Annotated in this window: 15 protein-coding genes and 1 tRNA gene; 8 read left to right on the top strand and 8 right to left on the bottom strand. The window is 67.8% G+C overall.

The features are described 5' to 3' along the window. Window positions 1–11: 11 nt before the first annotated feature. The 4 genes from mscL to ACTOWY_RS11595 all read right to left on the bottom strand — a co-directional run bounded on the left by mscL (window position 12) and on the right by ACTOWY_RS11595 (window position 2,140). Window positions 12–413: a large-conductance mechanosensitive channel protein MscL gene (mscL, locus tag ACTOWY_RS11610; RefSeq protein ID WP_441309611.1), complete on the bottom strand. Its 402-nt coding sequence runs from the start codon at window positions 411–413 to the stop codon at window positions 12–14. Then, window positions 413–1,045 (bottom strand): SAF domain-containing protein, encoded by a 633-nt coding sequence (locus ACTOWY_RS11605; protein WP_441309610.1) that lies wholly within the window; start codon window positions 1,043–1,045, stop codon window positions 413–415. Before ACTOWY_RS11605 ends, mscL begins: the two co-directional genes overlap by 1 nt. 87 nt (window positions 1,046–1,132) lie before the next feature. Further along, a complete protein-coding gene (locus ACTOWY_RS11600; RefSeq protein WP_441309609.1) occupies window positions 1,133–1,453 on the bottom strand; it encodes an FmdB family zinc ribbon protein in 321 nt (106 codons plus the stop codon). A gap of 99 nt (window positions 1,454–1,552) precedes the next feature. Next, window positions 1,553–2,140, bottom strand: coding sequence for a 5-formyltetrahydrofolate cyclo-ligase (locus ACTOWY_RS11595; protein WP_441309608.1), 588 nt, complete (start codon window positions 2,138–2,140; stop codon window positions 1,553–1,555). Between the two features lie 82 nt (window positions 2,141–2,222). Between ACTOWY_RS11595 and ACTOWY_RS11590 the strand changes: the two genes are divergently transcribed. The 8 genes from ACTOWY_RS11590 to ACTOWY_RS11555 all read left to right on the top strand — a co-directional run bounded on the left by ACTOWY_RS11590 (window position 2,223) and on the right by ACTOWY_RS11555 (window position 10,224). Next, on the top strand, window positions 2,223–3,113 hold the full coding sequence (locus ACTOWY_RS11590; protein WP_441309607.1) for a UTP--glucose-1-phosphate uridylyltransferase: 891 nt from the start codon (window positions 2,223–2,225) through the stop codon (window positions 3,111–3,113). 5 nt (window positions 3,114–3,118) lie between these two features. Continuing rightward, window positions 3,119–4,342 carry a molybdotransferase-like divisome protein Glp gene (gene glp / locus ACTOWY_RS11585; RefSeq protein WP_247762982.1) on the top strand — a complete coding sequence of 408 codons (1,224 nt, stop codon included), beginning with the start codon at window positions 3,119–3,121 and terminating at the stop codon, window positions 4,340–4,342. A 6-nt stretch (window positions 4,343–4,348) separates the two neighbouring features. Next, window positions 4,349–5,035, top strand: coding sequence for a GNAT family N-acetyltransferase (locus ACTOWY_RS11580; RefSeq protein ID WP_441309606.1), 687 nt, complete (start codon window positions 4,349–4,351; stop codon window positions 5,033–5,035). 128 nt (window positions 5,036–5,163) lie between these two features. Then, window positions 5,164–5,922, top strand: a complete 759-nt coding sequence (sepX, locus tag ACTOWY_RS11575; RefSeq protein ID WP_441309605.1) for a divisome protein SepX/GlpR — start codon at window positions 5,164–5,166, stop codon at window positions 5,920–5,922. Between the two features lie 56 nt (window positions 5,923–5,978). After that, window positions 5,979–6,051, top strand: a tRNA-Ala gene (locus ACTOWY_RS11570). A gap of 131 nt (window positions 6,052–6,182) precedes the next feature. After that, complete coding sequence (locus ACTOWY_RS11565) at window positions 6,183–7,217, top strand: Bpu10I family restriction endonuclease (RefSeq protein ID WP_441309604.1); 1,035 nt, start codon at window positions 6,183–6,185, stop codon at window positions 7,215–7,217. Next, window positions 7,189–8,442 (top strand): DNA methyltransferase, encoded by a 1,254-nt coding sequence (locus ACTOWY_RS11560; RefSeq protein WP_441309603.1) that lies wholly within the window; start codon window positions 7,189–7,191, stop codon window positions 8,440–8,442. The genes ACTOWY_RS11565 and ACTOWY_RS11560 overlap by 29 nt, the downstream gene beginning before the upstream one ends. A 1,068-nt stretch (window positions 8,443–9,510) precedes the next feature. Beyond that, entirely contained in the window at window positions 9,511–10,224 is a 714-nt protein-coding gene (locus tag ACTOWY_RS11555) for a hypothetical protein (RefSeq protein WP_441309602.1), read from the top strand. 204 nt (window positions 10,225–10,428) lie between these two features. Here the strand turns inward: ACTOWY_RS11555 and ACTOWY_RS11550 are convergent, their stop codons facing one another. From ACTOWY_RS11550 to ACTOWY_RS11535, 4 genes are all read right to left on the bottom strand, one after another. Next, the gene (locus tag ACTOWY_RS11550; RefSeq protein ID WP_441309601.1) at window positions 10,429–11,142 is read right to left on the bottom strand and encodes a leucine-rich repeat domain-containing protein; all 714 of its coding nucleotides are present in this window, start codon (window positions 11,140–11,142) and stop codon (window positions 10,429–10,431) included. Between the two features lie 430 nt (window positions 11,143–11,572). Further along, complete coding sequence (locus ACTOWY_RS11545) at window positions 11,573–13,054, bottom strand: PucR family transcriptional regulator (RefSeq protein WP_441309600.1); 1,482 nt, start codon at window positions 13,052–13,054, stop codon at window positions 11,573–11,575. After that, complete coding sequence (locus tag ACTOWY_RS11540) at window positions 13,051–14,142, bottom strand: DUF917 domain-containing protein (RefSeq protein ID WP_441309599.1); 1,092 nt, start codon at window positions 14,140–14,142, stop codon at window positions 13,051–13,053. Before ACTOWY_RS11540 ends, ACTOWY_RS11545 begins: the two co-directional genes overlap by 4 nt. Then, window positions 14,139–15,470: a hypothetical protein gene (locus tag ACTOWY_RS11535; RefSeq protein WP_441309598.1), complete on the bottom strand. Its 1,332-nt coding sequence runs from the start codon at window positions 15,468–15,470 to the stop codon at window positions 14,139–14,141. Before ACTOWY_RS11535 ends, ACTOWY_RS11540 begins: the two co-directional genes overlap by 4 nt. Between the last annotated feature and the right edge of the window lie 38 nt (window positions 15,471–15,508).

Here is a 15,508-nt window from a genome sequence, read left to right as displayed (position 1 = left end):
TGGGGACGGGGTCAGGGGGTCTTGTTCTGGTTGCGGAGCAGGTCGCGGATCTCGGCGAGGAGTTCCACGTCGGTGGGCTCGGCGGGGCCGGCTTCCTGGCCGCGCTTGCGGCGTTCCTGGATCTTCTGCATGGGCAGGACCAGCAGGAAGTAGACCACCGCGGCCACGATGATGAAGTTGATGGCCGCGTTGATCACCTCGCCGAGGTTGATGAACGTGGAGTCCTTGCCGGAGACGATGGGGAAGCCCAGACCCTTGGCCGGGTCGGAGCCACCGATGGAGTTCACCAGGGGCTGGATGAGGTTCTTGGTCACCGAGGTGACGATGGCGGTGAACGCGGTGCCGATGACCACGGCGACGGCCAGTTCGACCACGTTGCCGCGCATCAGGAAGTCCTTGAAACCCTTGAGCATCAGCGCAGCGTAATCGTCACCGATCGGGTGAGTGACGAGGTGGCCACCCTTGCGGCGTCCTGCCTGGGTACGGCGATCAGGACCATCCGGTGCGACTCGCCCGCCTCGGCCCTGGGGCCTAACACGGTGAGCACCGTGGCGGCCTCGGCTAACTGCTCGGGCGGGTCGGCGGAGAAGACGTCGACCTGGGCGCCCGGGGTCAGCAGCTCGGCCAGGGCGGGATCGGACAGGCGGACCGGGACGGCGGTGGCGTCCGTGCCCGCGGTCAGCGCGGTCAGCCTCGGGCCGGTGAGGCTCAGGTCGGTCAGGGGTTCGCCGCGGCGGGCCGCGCGGGCCAGCAGGCGGCCAGTGGCGGCCGCCTGATCGGTGAGGGCGCCGTCGGGAACGGTGTCCGCGGGGTGCTGGGACTGGCGCAGGTCGGCCGGGGACAGCTGGGTGCCCGGTGGCAGGTCCTTGGCGGCCAGCAGGACCGGGGCGGTGCGCGGGCCGGGGCTACCCGGGCGCAGCAGCAGGGCCAGGGCGAGCAGCGTGCACAGAGCGGCGGCCAGTCGCCGCAGGGCTGGTGGCCTGGTGCAGGGCAGCCGGGTCAGCAGGGTGCGGAGGCGGTCCCAGGGGGTGGGGTCGAGGGGCATGCCTCGACGTTAGGGCCGCTGGGCGTGCCGCGGGTGTGGCCGCCGGGGAGCCTGTGGATAAGTGGGCGGCTGTGGATAACTCCGGGGTTAGCTCGCGGCGGAGCTTGTGGAGGTGCTGCTGGCCGAGGATGATGCCGGGCTGCTCGACTCGGACTTGGTCGAGGAGCTGCCCGAGTCCGACTTCGGCTCCGACTTGTTCGAACCGGCCGACACCGTGGACGAGCCACCGCTGCCCCGGCTGTCGGTGCGGTAGAAACCGCTGCCCTTGAACACGATGCCGACCGCGCCGAAGAGCTTGCGCAGCTTGCCGGAGCAGTTCGGGCACTCGGTGAGGGTGGCGTCGGTGAAGGCCTGCACCGCCTCGAAACGGTGCTCGCACTCGGTGCATGCGTACTGGTAGGTCGGCACGACAGTCCCTCCGCGAACGGCTCTGACTGGCACTCGTGCTGACAGAGTGCCAACAAATATGATGCGCCAGCCGAGGGGGCGAACGCAAACAGGCGTCGCTCACACCCGTTCGGGGAATTCCACCAGTCCGCCATCCGGCGTCAGCGCGCCGGTCATCCGGATGTCGTGCGGCTCGGCGGGCAGCCGGTCCACCAGCTCCTCGTCCCGCACCACCGCCAGCACCGGCACACCTACTCTGACCAGCGGCAACGACCGATCGTAGTGCCCAGCCCCTCGTCCGAGTCGCACCCCGGACCGGTCCACCGCGAGCGCGGGCACCAGCAAGCCGGCCACTTCGGCCACGGCCGCCGGGCCCAGACGCGGCCCGTTCGGCTCAAGCAGTCCGTAGCGGGCCGGGGTCAGCGACTCCGGCCCGGCGTACTCGGCCCAGTCCAGTGCGGCCGCGCCGACCACGATCGGCAGCAGCACCCGGCGGCCCGCCGCGCGCAGCGCGTCCAGCAGTGCGGGCGAGCCGGGCTCGGCGCCCACCGGCACGTAGGCCGCGACCGGCCCGTGTACCCGCGCCGCCCACTCCGCCGCGGCCGCGGCCAGCGCCGCCGCCTCCGCCGCCCGTACCTCCGCCGACAACGCCCGCCGGGCAGTCGTCAACCGGGTCCGCCACTCGTTCTTCGAGGTCACCGCGCTCACAGCCGCTGACCCTAGCGTCGGATACGCCCGTATCCGAGGCGTCACGAAACGTGATTTACAGCCCCCGTTAGGCTCGCTTCCCATGAGCTCGTCGAGCGCCTTCCGTACCGCCATCGTGCCTGCCGCGGGGCTGGGCACCCGATTCCTGCCGACCACCAAGACGGTTCCCAAGGAACTGTTGCCGGTCGTGGACACCCCTGGCATCGAACTGGTGGCCGCCGAGGCCGCCGATGCAGGCGCCACCCGGCTGGTGATCGTCACCTCGCCCGGCAAGGACGCCGTGGTCAAGCACTTCGAGCCGCAGCCCGAGCTGGAGGCAACCCTGGCGAAGCGGGGCAAGGACGCCCTGCTGGCCAAGGTCCGCCGGGCCAACGAACTGATCAAGGTCGAGACCGCGATCCAGGAGGAGGCCAAGGGCCTCGGGCACGCGGTCGGCTGCGCCGAGGGCAACCTGGACGGCCAGGACGACGCGGTCGCCGTGCTGCTGCCGGACGACCTGGTGCTGCCCACCGGCGTGCTGAAGACCATGGCCGACGTGCGCGCCCGCTTCGGCGGCAGCGTGCTCTGCGCCTTCGACATCCCGCGCGCGGAGATCTCCGCCTACGGCGTCTTCGACGTGGCCGACACCGACGACGCGGACGTCAAGCAGGTCCGCGGCATGGTCGAGAAGCCCAAGGCCGAGGACGCCCCGTCCACCTTCGCCGCGGCCGGTCGCTACCTCCTCGATCGGGCGATCTTCGACGCGCTGAAGCGGATCACTCCGGGCGCGGGCGGCGAGCTGCAGCTCACCGACGCGATCGCGCTGCTCATCGCCGAAGGCCACCCCGTGCACGTCGTGGTGCATCGCGGCAACCGGCACGACCTGGGCAACCCGGGCGGCTACCTGCGTGCCGCGGTCGACTTCGCGCTGGAACACCCTGAGTACGGCCCCGGCCTGTTGCAGTGGCTTCAGGGGCGGGTTGGCGCATCCTGAATGCCATGAGGTCAGTAGACGAGCAGCTAGCCCGCGTCCTCGCCGCCGCGGTGCAACCTTCACCGGTGCGGGTGGCCATCTCCGAGGCGCAGGGTCTGCTGTGCGCCGAGGAGGTCGTCGCCGAGCGGGCGCTGCCCGGCTTTGACCAGGCCGCCGTGGACGGCTACGCGGTACGCAGCGTGGACGTCCAGGGCGCGGCCACCGAACCGGTGGTGCTGCCGGTGGTCGGCGAGATCGCCGCCGGCTCCCGGCAGCCCAGCAGGCTCCAACCGGGTCAGGCGGTGCGGGTGGCCACCGGCGCCCCGCTGCCCACCCTGGCCGACGCGGTGGTGCCGCTGGGCTACACCGACGGCCACCAGGCCAGGGTCTCCGTGCAGCAGCCGGTGCCCTCGGCCGCCTACGTGCGGCGCACCGGCGAGGACGTGCAGACCGGCGATGTCGCGGTCCGGCGCGGCGCGGCCATCGGGGCCGCCCAGGTCGGGCTGCTGGCCGCGGTCGGCAAGGACAAGGTGCTGGTGCACCCCCGGCCGCGGGTCTCCATCGTCTCCATCGGCGACGAGCTGGTGGACGTGGACCGCTCGCCAGGGCCCGGCCAGGTCTACGACGTCAACTCCTACGCGCTGGCCGCGGCGGCCAGGGACGCCGGCGCCGAGGTCAGCCGGGTCGGCATCGTCTCCAGCGACCTGCGCAGGCTGCGCGAGGTGATCGAGGGCAGGCTGCTGCTCTCCGAGATCGTGGTGGTCGCCGGCGCGGTCGGCGGTTCGGCGGGCGCGGAGATCTGCGCGACCCTGGCCGACCTCGGCGACCTGGACACCTCCCGGGTGGCCATGCACCCCGGCTCGGTGCAGGGCTTCGGCAGGCTCGGCCCGGACGCGGTGCCCACCTTCCTGCTGCCCGGCAACCCGATCAGCGCGCTGGTCGTCTTCGAGGTGCTGGTCCGGCCGCTGATCAGGGCCTCCCTCGGCAAGCACAACCCGTACCGGCGCACCGTCACCGCCCGGCTGGTCTCCCCGGTCAGCTCCACCAAGGGCCGCCGCGGTTACCTGCGCGGCACCCTGCTGCGCGACACCGACACCGACGACTACCTGGTGCAGCCGCTGGGCACCGCGGGCGCGCACCTGCTGTCCTCGCTGGCCGAGGCGAACTGCCTGATCGTCATCGACGAGGACACCGCGGACGTGCCGATCGGCGAGCCGGTGCGGGTGAGCTTCCTCGCGCAGCGCGGGTAGCCGGCGATGACCCGGCCCGAGGAGGCCGAGTACGGCAGGCACCCGGGCTGGCCCGCCCGGCTGGGCCCGATCGTGACCCCGGCCGGACACGTCGCGCTGCGCCCGCCGCGGCTGCGCGACGCGGGCGCCTGGAGTTCGATCCGGCTGCGCGACCGGCCGCACCTGGAGGACTGGGAACCCAGCGGTTTCGGCGACTGGTCCGACCGCAACGCCACCTTCGCCTGGCCGGCCCAGTGGTACGCGCTGCGCGCGCTGGGGCGGCGCGGGCAGGCGCTGCCGTTCGTGATCACGGTGAACGACCAGTTCGCCGGGCAGATCACCATCGGCAACGTGGTCCGCGGCGCGCTGCGCTCGGCCTGGCTCGGATACTGGGTGAACAGCGCGCTGACCAGGGGCGGGATCGCCACCGCGGCCGCCGCGTTGGTCGTGGACCACGCCTTCGGCCCGGCCGGGCTGCACCGGGTCGAGGCCACCGTGCGGCCGGAGAACGCGGCCAGCCTGCGGGTGCTGGGCAAACTCGGCTTCCGGCAGGAGGGCGTCTACCGCCGTTACCTGGACGTGGCCGGCTCCTGGCGGGACCACCTCTGCCTGGCCCTGACCACCGAGGACACGCCCGGCGGACTGGTCGGCCAGCTAATCCACGATGGGCTGGCCTGGTACCCCGGAGCACGCCTGTCCGGCGGCGGTCGTTAGCCCCAACGGGGGACAGACACAGCTTGACTACGGCCACTATTGCGGCGTGCCTCCGACACGGATGTGACTGCTGTGACTAGCGTGGCGGGTGGTAATGGCCGCTCGGACCGCGGGGGAGGTGGCGCGGGATGCCAAGTTCACTGATTTTCGCGGCGCTCGCAGCCGCTTGGCTGATCGTCCTCGTGCCCATGGTCGCCCGTCGCAGGGGCCCGGTGGCCCGCACCGCTGACTCGGCGCTCGCCGCCAGGGTCGTGCGCCGCGGCGGTTCGACGGGCACGGTGGAGGAGGTGCTCGCCATGCCAGAACCCGAAGACGGCCACCACGACGATCCAGTCGAGGCAGCGCCGGATGGCCCACGCCGGGCCAAGTTCGCCCCACTCGACGGCGAAGAGGCCGCGCCACGCCGCTACCGCCCAGGTAGAGGCGGTTTCGACCCCGAACAAGCGGCCCTGGTCGCCGAGGCCAAGTACGCCTTCCGCCAGCGCGTCGTGCTCGCCATGCTGCTGCTCGCCCTGGGCACCGGCCTGGCCGCCGGGTTCCTCTGGCCGATGCTGTGGTGGGGTCACGGAGCCGTCGACCTGCTGCTTGTGGGCTATCTCACCTACCTGCGCAGGCAGGTCCGGATCGAGGCCGAGGTGCGCGAACGCCGCCTGGCCCGGCTCGGTGGCAGGCGCGCGGTCGCCGAGGACGCGGACGAGGCCGAGCAGGCCGAGGTCGAGGGCGAGTACGTGGCGCCCAAGCCCACGGCGGGCGTGAAGCCCACGCCGAAGCCCAGCTGCACCTCCCGGCCGGGCACCGTCATGGTCGAGATCGACGACGGCGACCCCGCCTTCGACGAGCTGGACCCGCCCGGCCAGGTGTCCTACCGACGCGCCGCGGGCGAATAGACCCCCGCTGTGCAGGCTCCCGTGGAACGACTGCTATGCTCTGCGAGCACGAACACGGGGCTGTAGCGCAGTTGGTAGCGCGTCTCGTTCGCATCGAGAAGGTCAGGGGTTCGATTCCCCTCAGCTCCACGTATAGTGGCTGGACGCTCATTGAGAGCGTCCAGCCACTTGTCGATGTGACGTGTTCCGACCGGCGCGTAGATGGTCATTTGGTGTGTCCGATGTGAGGTACCCATCGCCTGCGCTCTACTCTTGGCGGTATGGTCGAGCAGAACGCGATCTTTCCACTGGAGTCGATCCCCGGTAGCGGTGGGCATGAGGTCGCTGCGGAAGGGTCCAACGAACTCCTGGCCCCAGCGGGTGCACCCGCAAGTGAACGAGTCCGGCCGACGCCGCACAAGTCGAAGCTTCAGGAACTCCTGGCCAACGATAAGTTGCCACGAGAGGATTCTGCACGAGTAGCTACGGCCGTAGTGCGCTACGACCAATGGATCGCAGACATGGAAGCTCTGGCAACCGTTGGCACTGACAAAGTCCGTGATCTAGTTTCGTTGCTGAACGAGTACAAGCGGGCAATCGAGATTGACCTTGTCTGGGACAGCGATCATGACTTTCTATTCCGACAGCGTGGCCAACTTAAAGTTGACAACTCGGTGCTAGAGGAGTTCTTGCCATGGCTTGTCGATCCAGAAATTATACCAGCGCTCAAAAATATGGATTGCTTTGCAGGGCCGGCTAGTGCATTTGCTGCAGCCTATTTTCAGACGGCAATTACGGCTCCTTTGCATTCTCTGGGCCTTCGGATTCGAACCAAAGACCAAGACTTCACTCTTAGTCGGCGCGCTTTTGTCCGTGCATCTTTTGACAAGAATTTCCCTGCTGATGCAACCGACAACGAAGCCGTTTGGCTTGCCTATCTTGCGGCAGAGTGCAAGACCAATCTCGACAAGACGATGTTTCAATCGGCGATCGCAGATGCTCATGACCTGAAAGTTGCGATGCCCGGATCCAGGTACTACATTATCTGTGAGTATCTTGACATGACCCCAATCAGCACCGCAGGCACGGATGTCGACGAGGTGCTTGTGCTGAGGGGTAAGAGGCTAGCCTCCAATAAGCGTGCGCGCTACTCGACGGCGAATGGCCGACGGGCTCATCGAGATGAGTACCTTGATCTTTTGAATCGATCGCCGGTTCGGTTGAGTGTGGTCGAGCGTTTCGTTGAACACCTTGAAGGTTTGATTAATCACTCTGATCCCGAAGAGGATGACGTTGTCTCGCGAGGTTATTTCTGACATGTATGCAAGTTCTCTCTTGCAGACCGTACGGTTGCGCGAGCTGGATCGTCATTCTATCGACCAGAAAAAACTAGACGTTGTTGCTCGTAATCGAACGAATGCGCTTCCTTGGCGTGGCCAATTCACGCCAGGGCTCCCTGCGGCCATTCTTGACGCCTTTTCTCCCGAAGGCGTAGTTCTTGACCCATTTGTGGGAAGTGGAACAACACTTGCGGAGGTGATGCGCATGGGCCTTCCTGGATGTGGTGCTGAAATTAATCCGGCTGCTATCTCGCTGGCAAGTGTATATGAACTGGCAGCCGAAGATTATGACGGACGAGAGCAAGCTATCAAGCAAGCGGAGCGGGCAATTCACGATGCCGCCATTCAATCTGCTGATGGGCTCTTGTCCCTAGGGGTTGAGCCTCATGAGGCAATCCTGCAAGCCGTGAGTGAGCTCAAGCAAGATGGTCCATCGAAGCTCGTGGTTGCAACGCTAATGCTTGCAATGGGAAATGGGAAGTCGACAACTGCAGACCGCCTGCTTAAAAGTTGGATGCAGGTGCGCGCACTGGTGGAATCATTTCCTACGCAAAGTGTCCCTATAAAGGTAGTCGCCTCAGACGCTAGGATACTTCCAATGGGAGCGGGGTCCGTGGGAATGGTACTGACTTCTCCCCCGTATATCAATGTATTCAATTATCATCAGAACTACCGGCCGATTATGGAGATGCTGGGCTGGGAAGTGCTGCCTGCTGCCCGCTCTGAAATTGGATCCAATCGTAAAAATCGGGGAAACCGCTTCATTACTGTTGTTCAGTATTGTGTTGACATGGCCGAGGTTATCGATGAAATTGCGCGTGTCACTTCCCCTGGGGCGCCAATCGTATTCGTGGTCGGTCGAGAGTCTCGGGTTCGGGGGGTTTCTTTTCCTAACGGGGAACTTCTAGCTGGTTTGGTTGAGGCAAGTCCGGATGTCACTTTTGAGCGATGGCAGGAGCGAAGCTTTACCAGTCGATTTGGGGAGCGGATCTATGAAGAGATTCTGACCTTTCGTCGAAAAGACGTGCAGTACGTGCAGGACGCTATTCCGGTTGATACTGCTCGAGAGTTGGGTGCAACAGTCCTTCGAGAAGCGGCTACACGCGGTGCGAGCGAGGAAATCCAAGGCCAATTGCTGGATGCGATTCAGCTTGCGGATCGCGTGCAGAGGTCTCCGCCGCTTGATCTTCGACGTATATAAGCTGCGAGGCAGACTGGCGAATGGTGTGTAGAAGAGTAGCTTTGGATATCGTTTTTGCCCACTCTTGAGGTTTGAGCATGGGTACGCACACTCTGCGTATTTGATCGGTGGTCGCATTATTGTACATGACTGGCCTACTTGATCTTGACGCGAGTGGCGATTTTTCGTAGGGTGGAACATGACTCAGGAGTATTGTCCTGACTACTTGGTGGCCTTTTGTGTCGACTGTTGAAAGGGATATCGATCTGCTTGAAGAAGATTTTCGAGCACTGGGATCATCGTGATGGTCTACTCAAGAAGCTTCCTTATTTCAAACTTCCCTCAACTTCTTCCTGATCGTGCTCAAGTGCACGTCGTTCGTATCGGCCAAGGTTCTGGCTATCGTGCCCGAACGGTAGGAGTAAATCAGTTCGCAGATTTTACCCTCCGTCGGGACATACGGGATGTAATCAGGAAAGGCTGTTCTGTCCTCAATCGTTGTGACCGTCTCGTATCTGTCCTCGACAGGGCCTTGATTCGCAGCAATACGCTGACCAGTGATGTCGGTAGGTTGAGTCGGTTCGAATAATGGCAGAGAAGCCCCATCTAACAATTGGATCACCCTGTTTAGTGCGGGCACTTTCGCCGTTCGTTGGGTTATTTTTATTCGAAGGTCGAGCCCTTCCGGCCCCCATGTTGCGGTGGGTGGCAAAACTAGTGGTCTGGGTTTGCTGGAAGTTTCCATTGTTGCTGGCTAAGAGGTTCTGTTCTATTTTCGGGGTCGTTCCTTGTCGTTCCTTGTCGTTCCTTGTTGTCTTGAGGTGGGGCGGGTTATTCGGTGGGGAACTGCGCCGGTCAGGTGTTTTTTGTGGGGGTGTTGGGGGTCTTCCGTCACACTGGGGCGCTCGGGGTGTGGGGTGGAGGGGGGCGGTCTTGTTTCCCAGGTTTGTGGACTGGTTGGACGGCTTCCTGGCGGAGGAGGGGGCTCGGGGGATCGTTCGGGCTGCCTTGGGGTTGATGTCGTTCGGGGCTGTGTTGGGGGTGTTGTTCGGGAGCACTGCCGTGCGGGCGGGGGTGATGGTGGGGACGTTGCTGGTGGTGTTGGCGATCATGGTGGCGTTGACGGGGGATCGGCGGCGGTTGTTGGGGGAGTTGGAAGAGCAGAAGCATCTGGTTCGTAGTTATGGGGATGCTTTGTGGGAGCAGCATCCGCGGAATTTTCGGGTGTTGAGCTGGGAGCAGACCGCTTATATCGAGGCTAATGGGGACACTCGAGAGTTCATCGTTATTCATGCGGTGATCGAGGGTCAGGACGCGCCGTTTGTGCGGTTGCGGTTTGGGGCGGGGTGGCCGCAGCCGAAGCGGTATCAGCGGAAGGTGTCGGTCAACGTCCGGAGTGTGGCGGTGGACGGGCGGCCGGGAACGCGGTTCCGGGTGACCAAGGACTGGATGCCGGATGGGCGGATCAGCGTGATGTCGCACTTCACCACGCCGGCGGCGGTGGGTACCGATGTGCGGCTGCGGATGGAGTGGGTCTGGCCAGGCAAGAGCGTGCCGCTGACCTCTCGGCGCAACCCCGATGACTTCACCTTCAAGTTCGGCAACCCGGTCGAGCGGGCGGTGTACCGGGTGATCCTGCCGATCGGGGCGGCGGTGTACTGGGAGCCGATCGGGTTCCGGATCGGGGACGGGGTGGCGACCTTGGCGGTGGATGAGAGCGGGGAGCGCACGCACGTCACCGTGGACGTGCAGCGGATGCCGGTGAGCCGCAAGGTCGGCGTGCGGCTGGAGCTGAAGAAATAGCGAAGACCCGCTCGGGTGGGAGCGGGCCTTCGCTGAAGTCTTGGTGGTGGCGGACTACTCGTCGCCGTTCTCGCCACCGGTGTCCTGAACCACGGTGCTGCCTCCTGGGTGGATACGGGCCAAAGCGGCAGCCTAGCCCCTTGTTGGCCAGAGATTCCGTGCTGTGGCTCGCTTCTGCGGGCAATCGACACCCAATCGTGTGGGTCAGTCGGCGGCGCCGGAGCGGTAGACCAGGCAGCCGCGGGACTCCAGGGTCGCGATCCACGGGGGTTCGGCTTGCAGGGGGTTCCAGCGGAGGTCGAGTTTTTCCAGGGCCGGGGGTGTGCGGAGGTCGTGCGGGAGGGACTTGATGCCGTTGGCGCGCAGGTCCAGGTGGCGGAGGCGGGGGAGGGTCAGCAGGGCGGCAGGGAAGGTGGTCAGGGCGTTGTTGCGCAGGGACAGGGTGTGCAGGGCGGTCAGGCCGGGCAGGGGTGGGAGTTCGGTGAGGGTGTTGTCGTCCAGGTGGAGTTCGCGGAGGGCGTGCAGGTTGGTGAAGGTGGTGGGGAGGGCGCGCGCCGTGTTGTTGTAGAGGCGGAGTTCGACCAGGTTTCGCAGGTTGCCCAGGGTGGGTGGGAACTCGGTGAGCTGCTGGTGCGTCAGGTTCAGGTAGCGGAGGTTGGTGAGGTTGCCCAGGGTGTCGGGGGCCTCGGTCAGGTGGCCGTCGCTGGCGTAGAGGAACTCCAGGTTCGTCAGGTCGCCGAGGGTGGTGGGCAGGCTGCGGAGTTGGTTGTGGCCGAGGTCCAGGATGCGCAGGGCGGACTGGTCGCCGAGGGCGTCGGGGATGGTTTCCAGGGCGTTGTTGTGCAGGTACAGCTCGGTGAGGGCCGGGGGGAGGGTAGGGACCGCGGTGAGGTCGCGGTGGCCCAGGTTGAGGATCATGTGGGGGGTCCGATCGAAAAGTTCGACCCCGTGTCGGGGTGGGTAGTACTGGTTGGTAGGCTTCTTCGCGCGAAGTGGCCGAGGTCACCGGGGAAAACCGCGTAAGCGATGAATACCTGGGGCGTCTCCACCGTTGTACAAGGCAGAACAGCAGCACAACACAGCAAGGCAACCGTCGCCCACCGAAGGGTCTGGGCCGGTCATGGGTGCCGCCTTCATAAGCCGCACAGGGTTCGACTCCCTCGGTTGCCACCCGCTCCTGGGTGACCCGTGTCCGCGGAACGCGCGGACGTGGGTCGCTTAGTCGCCCCGGGGGGCCGAGCCCCCCGGACCCCCACGTCGCGGTGGGTGCTGAACCAGCCTGGCTGGGTTGGGTCGGCTCTTGTTGGTTACTTGGTGCCCCTTGGCCTCCCGCCAGGGGGCACCTTTCTTAGGTCGGGGTGTCGGCGCTGAGCAGGGCGTAGCAGGCCAGGTGCAGGGCCAGGCGCTGGTCTGGGGAGTCCAGGTCGATGCCGCGGGCGCGGATGCGTTCCAGGCGGCCCAGCACCGTGTTGCGGTGCACGCCCAGGCGGGTGGCGGCCTGGCCGGTGGAGCCTGCGCAGTCCAGCAGGGCGGTGAGGGCGGTCAGCAGGACTTCGGCGTCGGGCGCGTTGATCAGGTCGGCCAGGGCGACCCTGGCGGCGGCGGCGATGTCGTCCACCGGGAGGCAGGCCAGGACGGCGCGGGGGCCGAGGTCGCCGAACTGTTCGACCGGGTTGCCGCCGGGGCGGCTGGCCACGGCGGCGGCCAGGATGGCCTCGCTGATCGAGCGGGTCAGGCCGGGGAGGTCCTTGCCGGGCACGCCGATGCCCGCGACCAGGGGGATGGGCAGGGCGGCGGCGGCCAGGTGGTCGTGCACCCGGGTGGCGATCTCGGCCGGGCCGCCGGGGACCGCGGTCCACCAGCTGAGCCAGCCGTCCTCGCGGGGGATCAGCGGCAGGTCGCCGAAGGATTCGCGCCAGGCGACCACAACGCCGGGGGTGGCGACTTCGGCGGGGCCGGGGACGCGTTCGGAGGGCTTGAGGAAGACCGCGATGTGCTCGCCGTCCAGGCGCCAGCCGATGTCGCGAGCCTGGCGTTCGGCGCTGGCCTCGGGAGCGGTGAGCAGGGCGTGCAGCAGGAGTTTTTCTTTGGCTGCTTGGAAAACGGGGGTTAGCCAGGCTCGGCCGACGGTGGCGGCGAGGGGGGCTCTGGCGAGGCGGAGGATGGTGCGGACGGTTTCGACCCAGGAGGGGGACCAGGCGGCCAGCTGGGCGACCAGGGTGGCCCAGGGTCTGCCGTCGGGGCCGGGGACTGCGACCTCGACGCGGTGGCTGCCCTGGGAGCGGTCGGCGGCGGAGCGGCCTGCCAGCACGTGGCCGTCCTCGGTGACCAGGGCGGTGATCACGCCGGGGACCTCGGTGTTGATCACGCCGACGATGTCGCGGGCGGTGGCGCGTTCGCCGAACAGGACCGCGCAGCGGGCGGTCAGCCGGGCACGGGCGGCCTCGGTGTCGGAGATCGCGGCGGCCAGTTCCAGTGCGCTCCTGGCCGGGTCGGCGACCACGAACAGCGGCACCCGCAGGCGTTCGGCGAGCTGGGCGGTCGGGGTGGTCACGGTGATCTCGGCGGGGGCGAGCAGACAGGCCGCGTTGCGTTCCCAGGCCAGTCGCAGCGCGGATTCCAGCGCCCACGCGCCCAGGGCCGCGGCACCGTGCAGGACCACCGCGGAATGCGGTTCGCACTGGTGGATCTGGTCCAGTTCGGCGACCAGCGCGACCGCGGCGACCTGGCGGTCCAGATCGTCCGCGGCGAAGACCTGGGCCTTGGCCAGCGGGCCGAAATGCACCAGCTCGGCCACGCTCAACGGCTCGGGCAGACGGCTGCGGCTCATGCGTCCTCCTCACGCGGGTGCCGGACCGGGAAACCGAAGGCGCGCGGACCGGCCATGGCCAGCCCGGCCGGGGTGTGCCACATCGGGGATACCGGCAGCACCAGCACATCCACGTGGTGGCCGAGGCCGACCGTCTCCATGCCGACCACCTTCAGCTCGTGCCGGTCCAGCAGGCACAGCACATCGGGCACGGCCGCGGCGACCGCGCCGTCGATCACCGCGAGCAGCAGTTCGCTGTGGCCCTCCAGCCGGATCAGCCTGCCCGCGCTGCCGTACTCGCCGACCACGATGCTGGTCGGCACGGACGGGTAGATCCGCGGGCCGACGGTGCGGGTGGCGTGGCCCAGTTCGATCACCCGGCCGCTGCCCAGCACCCGCGAACCCATGATCCGGGTCAGTCCGGTCAGCAGCGCCTCGCGGTCATCGGCGGTGGTGAGCATCCGGCCCACGGTCAGCGCGCGGCTGGTCGCCCCGCGCAGCGCGGCCGGGCGCAGCGCGGCGACGGTGGCCGGGTAGCTGGCGCACAGCAGCCAGCCGCCCGCGGCCTTCATCGCCGCGCGCAGCAACAACTCCGAGCGGTGCTCGCTGCTGTCCAGCACCAGCACGTCCCCGGCCAGCCCGACCCCGGCCAGCGGGCCGATCGGCAGGCCGGCCAGCGCGTAGGTGGTCTGGATCATCAGCGGCAGCACCCGGCCCATGCCGTCGCAGTCGACCAGCGGCAGGCCGAGGGCGGCGGCCGAGGCGACCGGGAAGATCGCGTTGGGGCCGGCGGAGTTGAGCGAGACGATCGCGTCCACCTTGCGGCCCAGGCGTTCCTCCAGCGCGCGGACCGCGAGCACGCCCTCGTCGCCGTTGGGCGGCAGTTCGATCATCGGGGCGAAGCCGCCGAGTGCGCCGATGGACACGCACAGCGCGTCCGGCGGCAGGTCGTCCAATGCCACCAGCGGCACCGGACCGTTGCGGCGCAACACTTCCTCGATCGCGGTGCGGTAGCCGTCCAGTGCGATCGAGCCTGCCGAGGAGCACAGCAACTGGGCCCCGGCCAGCAGCACCGGGATGTCCTCGGCGGTGATCTGGGTGATCGTCATGCCCGCTGCTCCGGCTCCGGGCGGCTGCCCACGTAGACCCAGAGCCGGTAGGCGTCGCGGCCGAGGAAGGCCAGTGAGGTGGCCACCGAGCGGATCACCCGTTCCCGGCCCGGCCGGGCGCCGCTGGCCGCGACCAGGGACAGCGCTTGCCGTTCCAGCATGCTTTGGCGGCGTTGCAGGTCCTCGGCGGTGTCCGCGGTGACCACCAGGTCCAGCCAGGCGCTGGGCTCGCTCACCGCCGCGCCGACCGCGCACAGGTCGGCCGGGGTGCGCACCAGGTCCAGCACCGAACGGGTTTTCCGGTGCAGGCGCTCGGCCAGCTCCTCGCCGCCTTCGTCGAGTACGCCGACCGCGCCCGCGCCTTCCTGCTCACGCAGTTGCGCGGCCACCGCGTCGGCGGTGGCGGCCGGGCGGGTGCTGAGCACCGCCTGCGGGGCGACCAGCCGGACGCCGAGCGCGCCGAGCAGATCGCCCTCGACCCTGGGCAGTCCGGCGCGGACCTCGCCGACGAGCAGTTCCCTGGGGCCGGTCAACACAATCGGGCCGTCGGCGCGGCCGGAGAGCAGGGCCGCGCCGCGCAGGGCGGCCGCGGCGGTGGCGGCCAGGCCGCGGGCAGGCACCGAGCGCATCCGGCGGGCGGAGACCCTGCCGCCGTCGCCGGTGGCGAACCAGCAGCTCGGCGGGCCGTCCAGGGTGGCGGTGATCCGCTCGCAGCGGTCCACCAGGTCCTCGCAGAAGTCCAGCAGGGCCGCGTTGACCACGTTGGTGGCCTCGCGTTCCACCAGCCCGAGACCGCCCACCTCGTGCGAGAGGCAGACCCGCAGGTCCGGGAACTCCTCGGCGACCCGGCCCGCGATGGCCTGCTCGTGCTCGGCGCTGCCGGAGGCCCCGGTGGCGGTGATCGTCAGCGTCCGAATGCCTTGGGCGTAGGCGGTTCCGACCTGCCGCAGCGCGCCGTCCAGGTCCAGCGCGGCCATTTCCGCGCCGAAGATGTCGTGCCCGCCGGTGACCACGGCCTCCCACGCGATCAGCGCGCGGACCAGCTCGAACGGATGGCCGCGGTGCCGGGGCGCGCGCGGCAGCACCCGGATCGCGCCTACCGGCTGCACTCCGCTGGTGCGGCGCAGTGCGCGCTCGAACAACGCGGAGACGTCCCAGGTGACCGAATCGACGATGGACGGCGAGGAGGCGGCGAGTCGTTTCAGCAGTCCGCTGAGCTGGCGCCCGCCGCGGCCCGCCACCACGTCGGCGGCGGTGGCCAGCACCTGACCCTCATGGGCCAGCGCACCGTGCGCACGGTTCACCCCGAGGCGGACTCCGATGCGCATTCCTGATCAGTACACCGGAATGCGGGCGTTGTCGAATG

The organism is Crossiella sp. CA198 (assembly GCF_052078295.1).
GTDB lineage: Bacteria > Actinomycetota > Actinomycetes > Mycobacteriales > Pseudonocardiaceae > Crossiella.
Note: the sequence above shows the minus strand (reverse complement) of the source record. Positions and strands in the feature narration are given on the sequence as shown.

Excerpts from the sequence above, each read along its gene's own strand:
- ACTOWY_RS11590 (WP_441309607.1), top strand. The coding sequence starts at position 2,223 with ATGAGCTCGTCGAGCGCCTTCCGTACCGCCATCGTGCCTGCCGCGGGG.
- ACTOWY_RS11540 (WP_441309599.1), bottom strand. The coding sequence starts at position 14,142 with ATGACGATCACCCAGATCACCGCCGAGGACATCCCGGTGCTGCTGGCC.
- glp (WP_247762982.1), top strand. The coding sequence starts at position 3,119 with ATGAGGTCAGTAGACGAGCAGCTAGCCCGCGTCCTCGCCGCCGCGGTG.
- ACTOWY_RS11565 (WP_441309604.1), top strand. The coding sequence starts at position 6,183 with ATGGTCGAGCAGAACGCGATCTTTCCACTGGAGTCGATCCCCGGTAGC.
- mscL (WP_441309611.1), bottom strand. The coding sequence starts at position 413 with ATGCTCAAGGGTTTCAAGGACTTCCTGATGCGCGGCAACGTGGTCGAA.
- ACTOWY_RS11560 (WP_441309603.1), top strand. The coding sequence starts at position 7,189 with ATGACGTTGTCTCGCGAGGTTATTTCTGACATGTATGCAAGTTCTCTC.
- ACTOWY_RS11580 (WP_441309606.1), top strand. The coding sequence starts at position 4,349 with ATGACCCGGCCCGAGGAGGCCGAGTACGGCAGGCACCCGGGCTGGCCC.
- ACTOWY_RS11605 (WP_441309610.1), bottom strand. The coding sequence starts at position 1,045 with ATGCCCCTCGACCCCACCCCCTGGGACCGCCTCCGCACCCTGCTGACC.
- ACTOWY_RS11545 (WP_441309600.1), bottom strand. The coding sequence starts at position 13,054 with ATGAGCCGCAGCCGTCTGCCCGAGCCGTTGAGCGTGGCCGAGCTGGTG.
- sepX (WP_441309605.1), top strand. The coding sequence starts at position 5,164 with ATGCCAAGTTCACTGATTTTCGCGGCGCTCGCAGCCGCTTGGCTGATC.
- ACTOWY_RS11550 (WP_441309601.1), bottom strand. The coding sequence starts at position 11,142 with ATGATCCTCAACCTGGGCCACCGCGACCTCACCGCGGTCCCTACCCTC.
- ACTOWY_RS11535 (WP_441309598.1), bottom strand. The coding sequence starts at position 15,470 with ATGCGCATCGGAGTCCGCCTCGGGGTGAACCGTGCGCACGGTGCGCTG.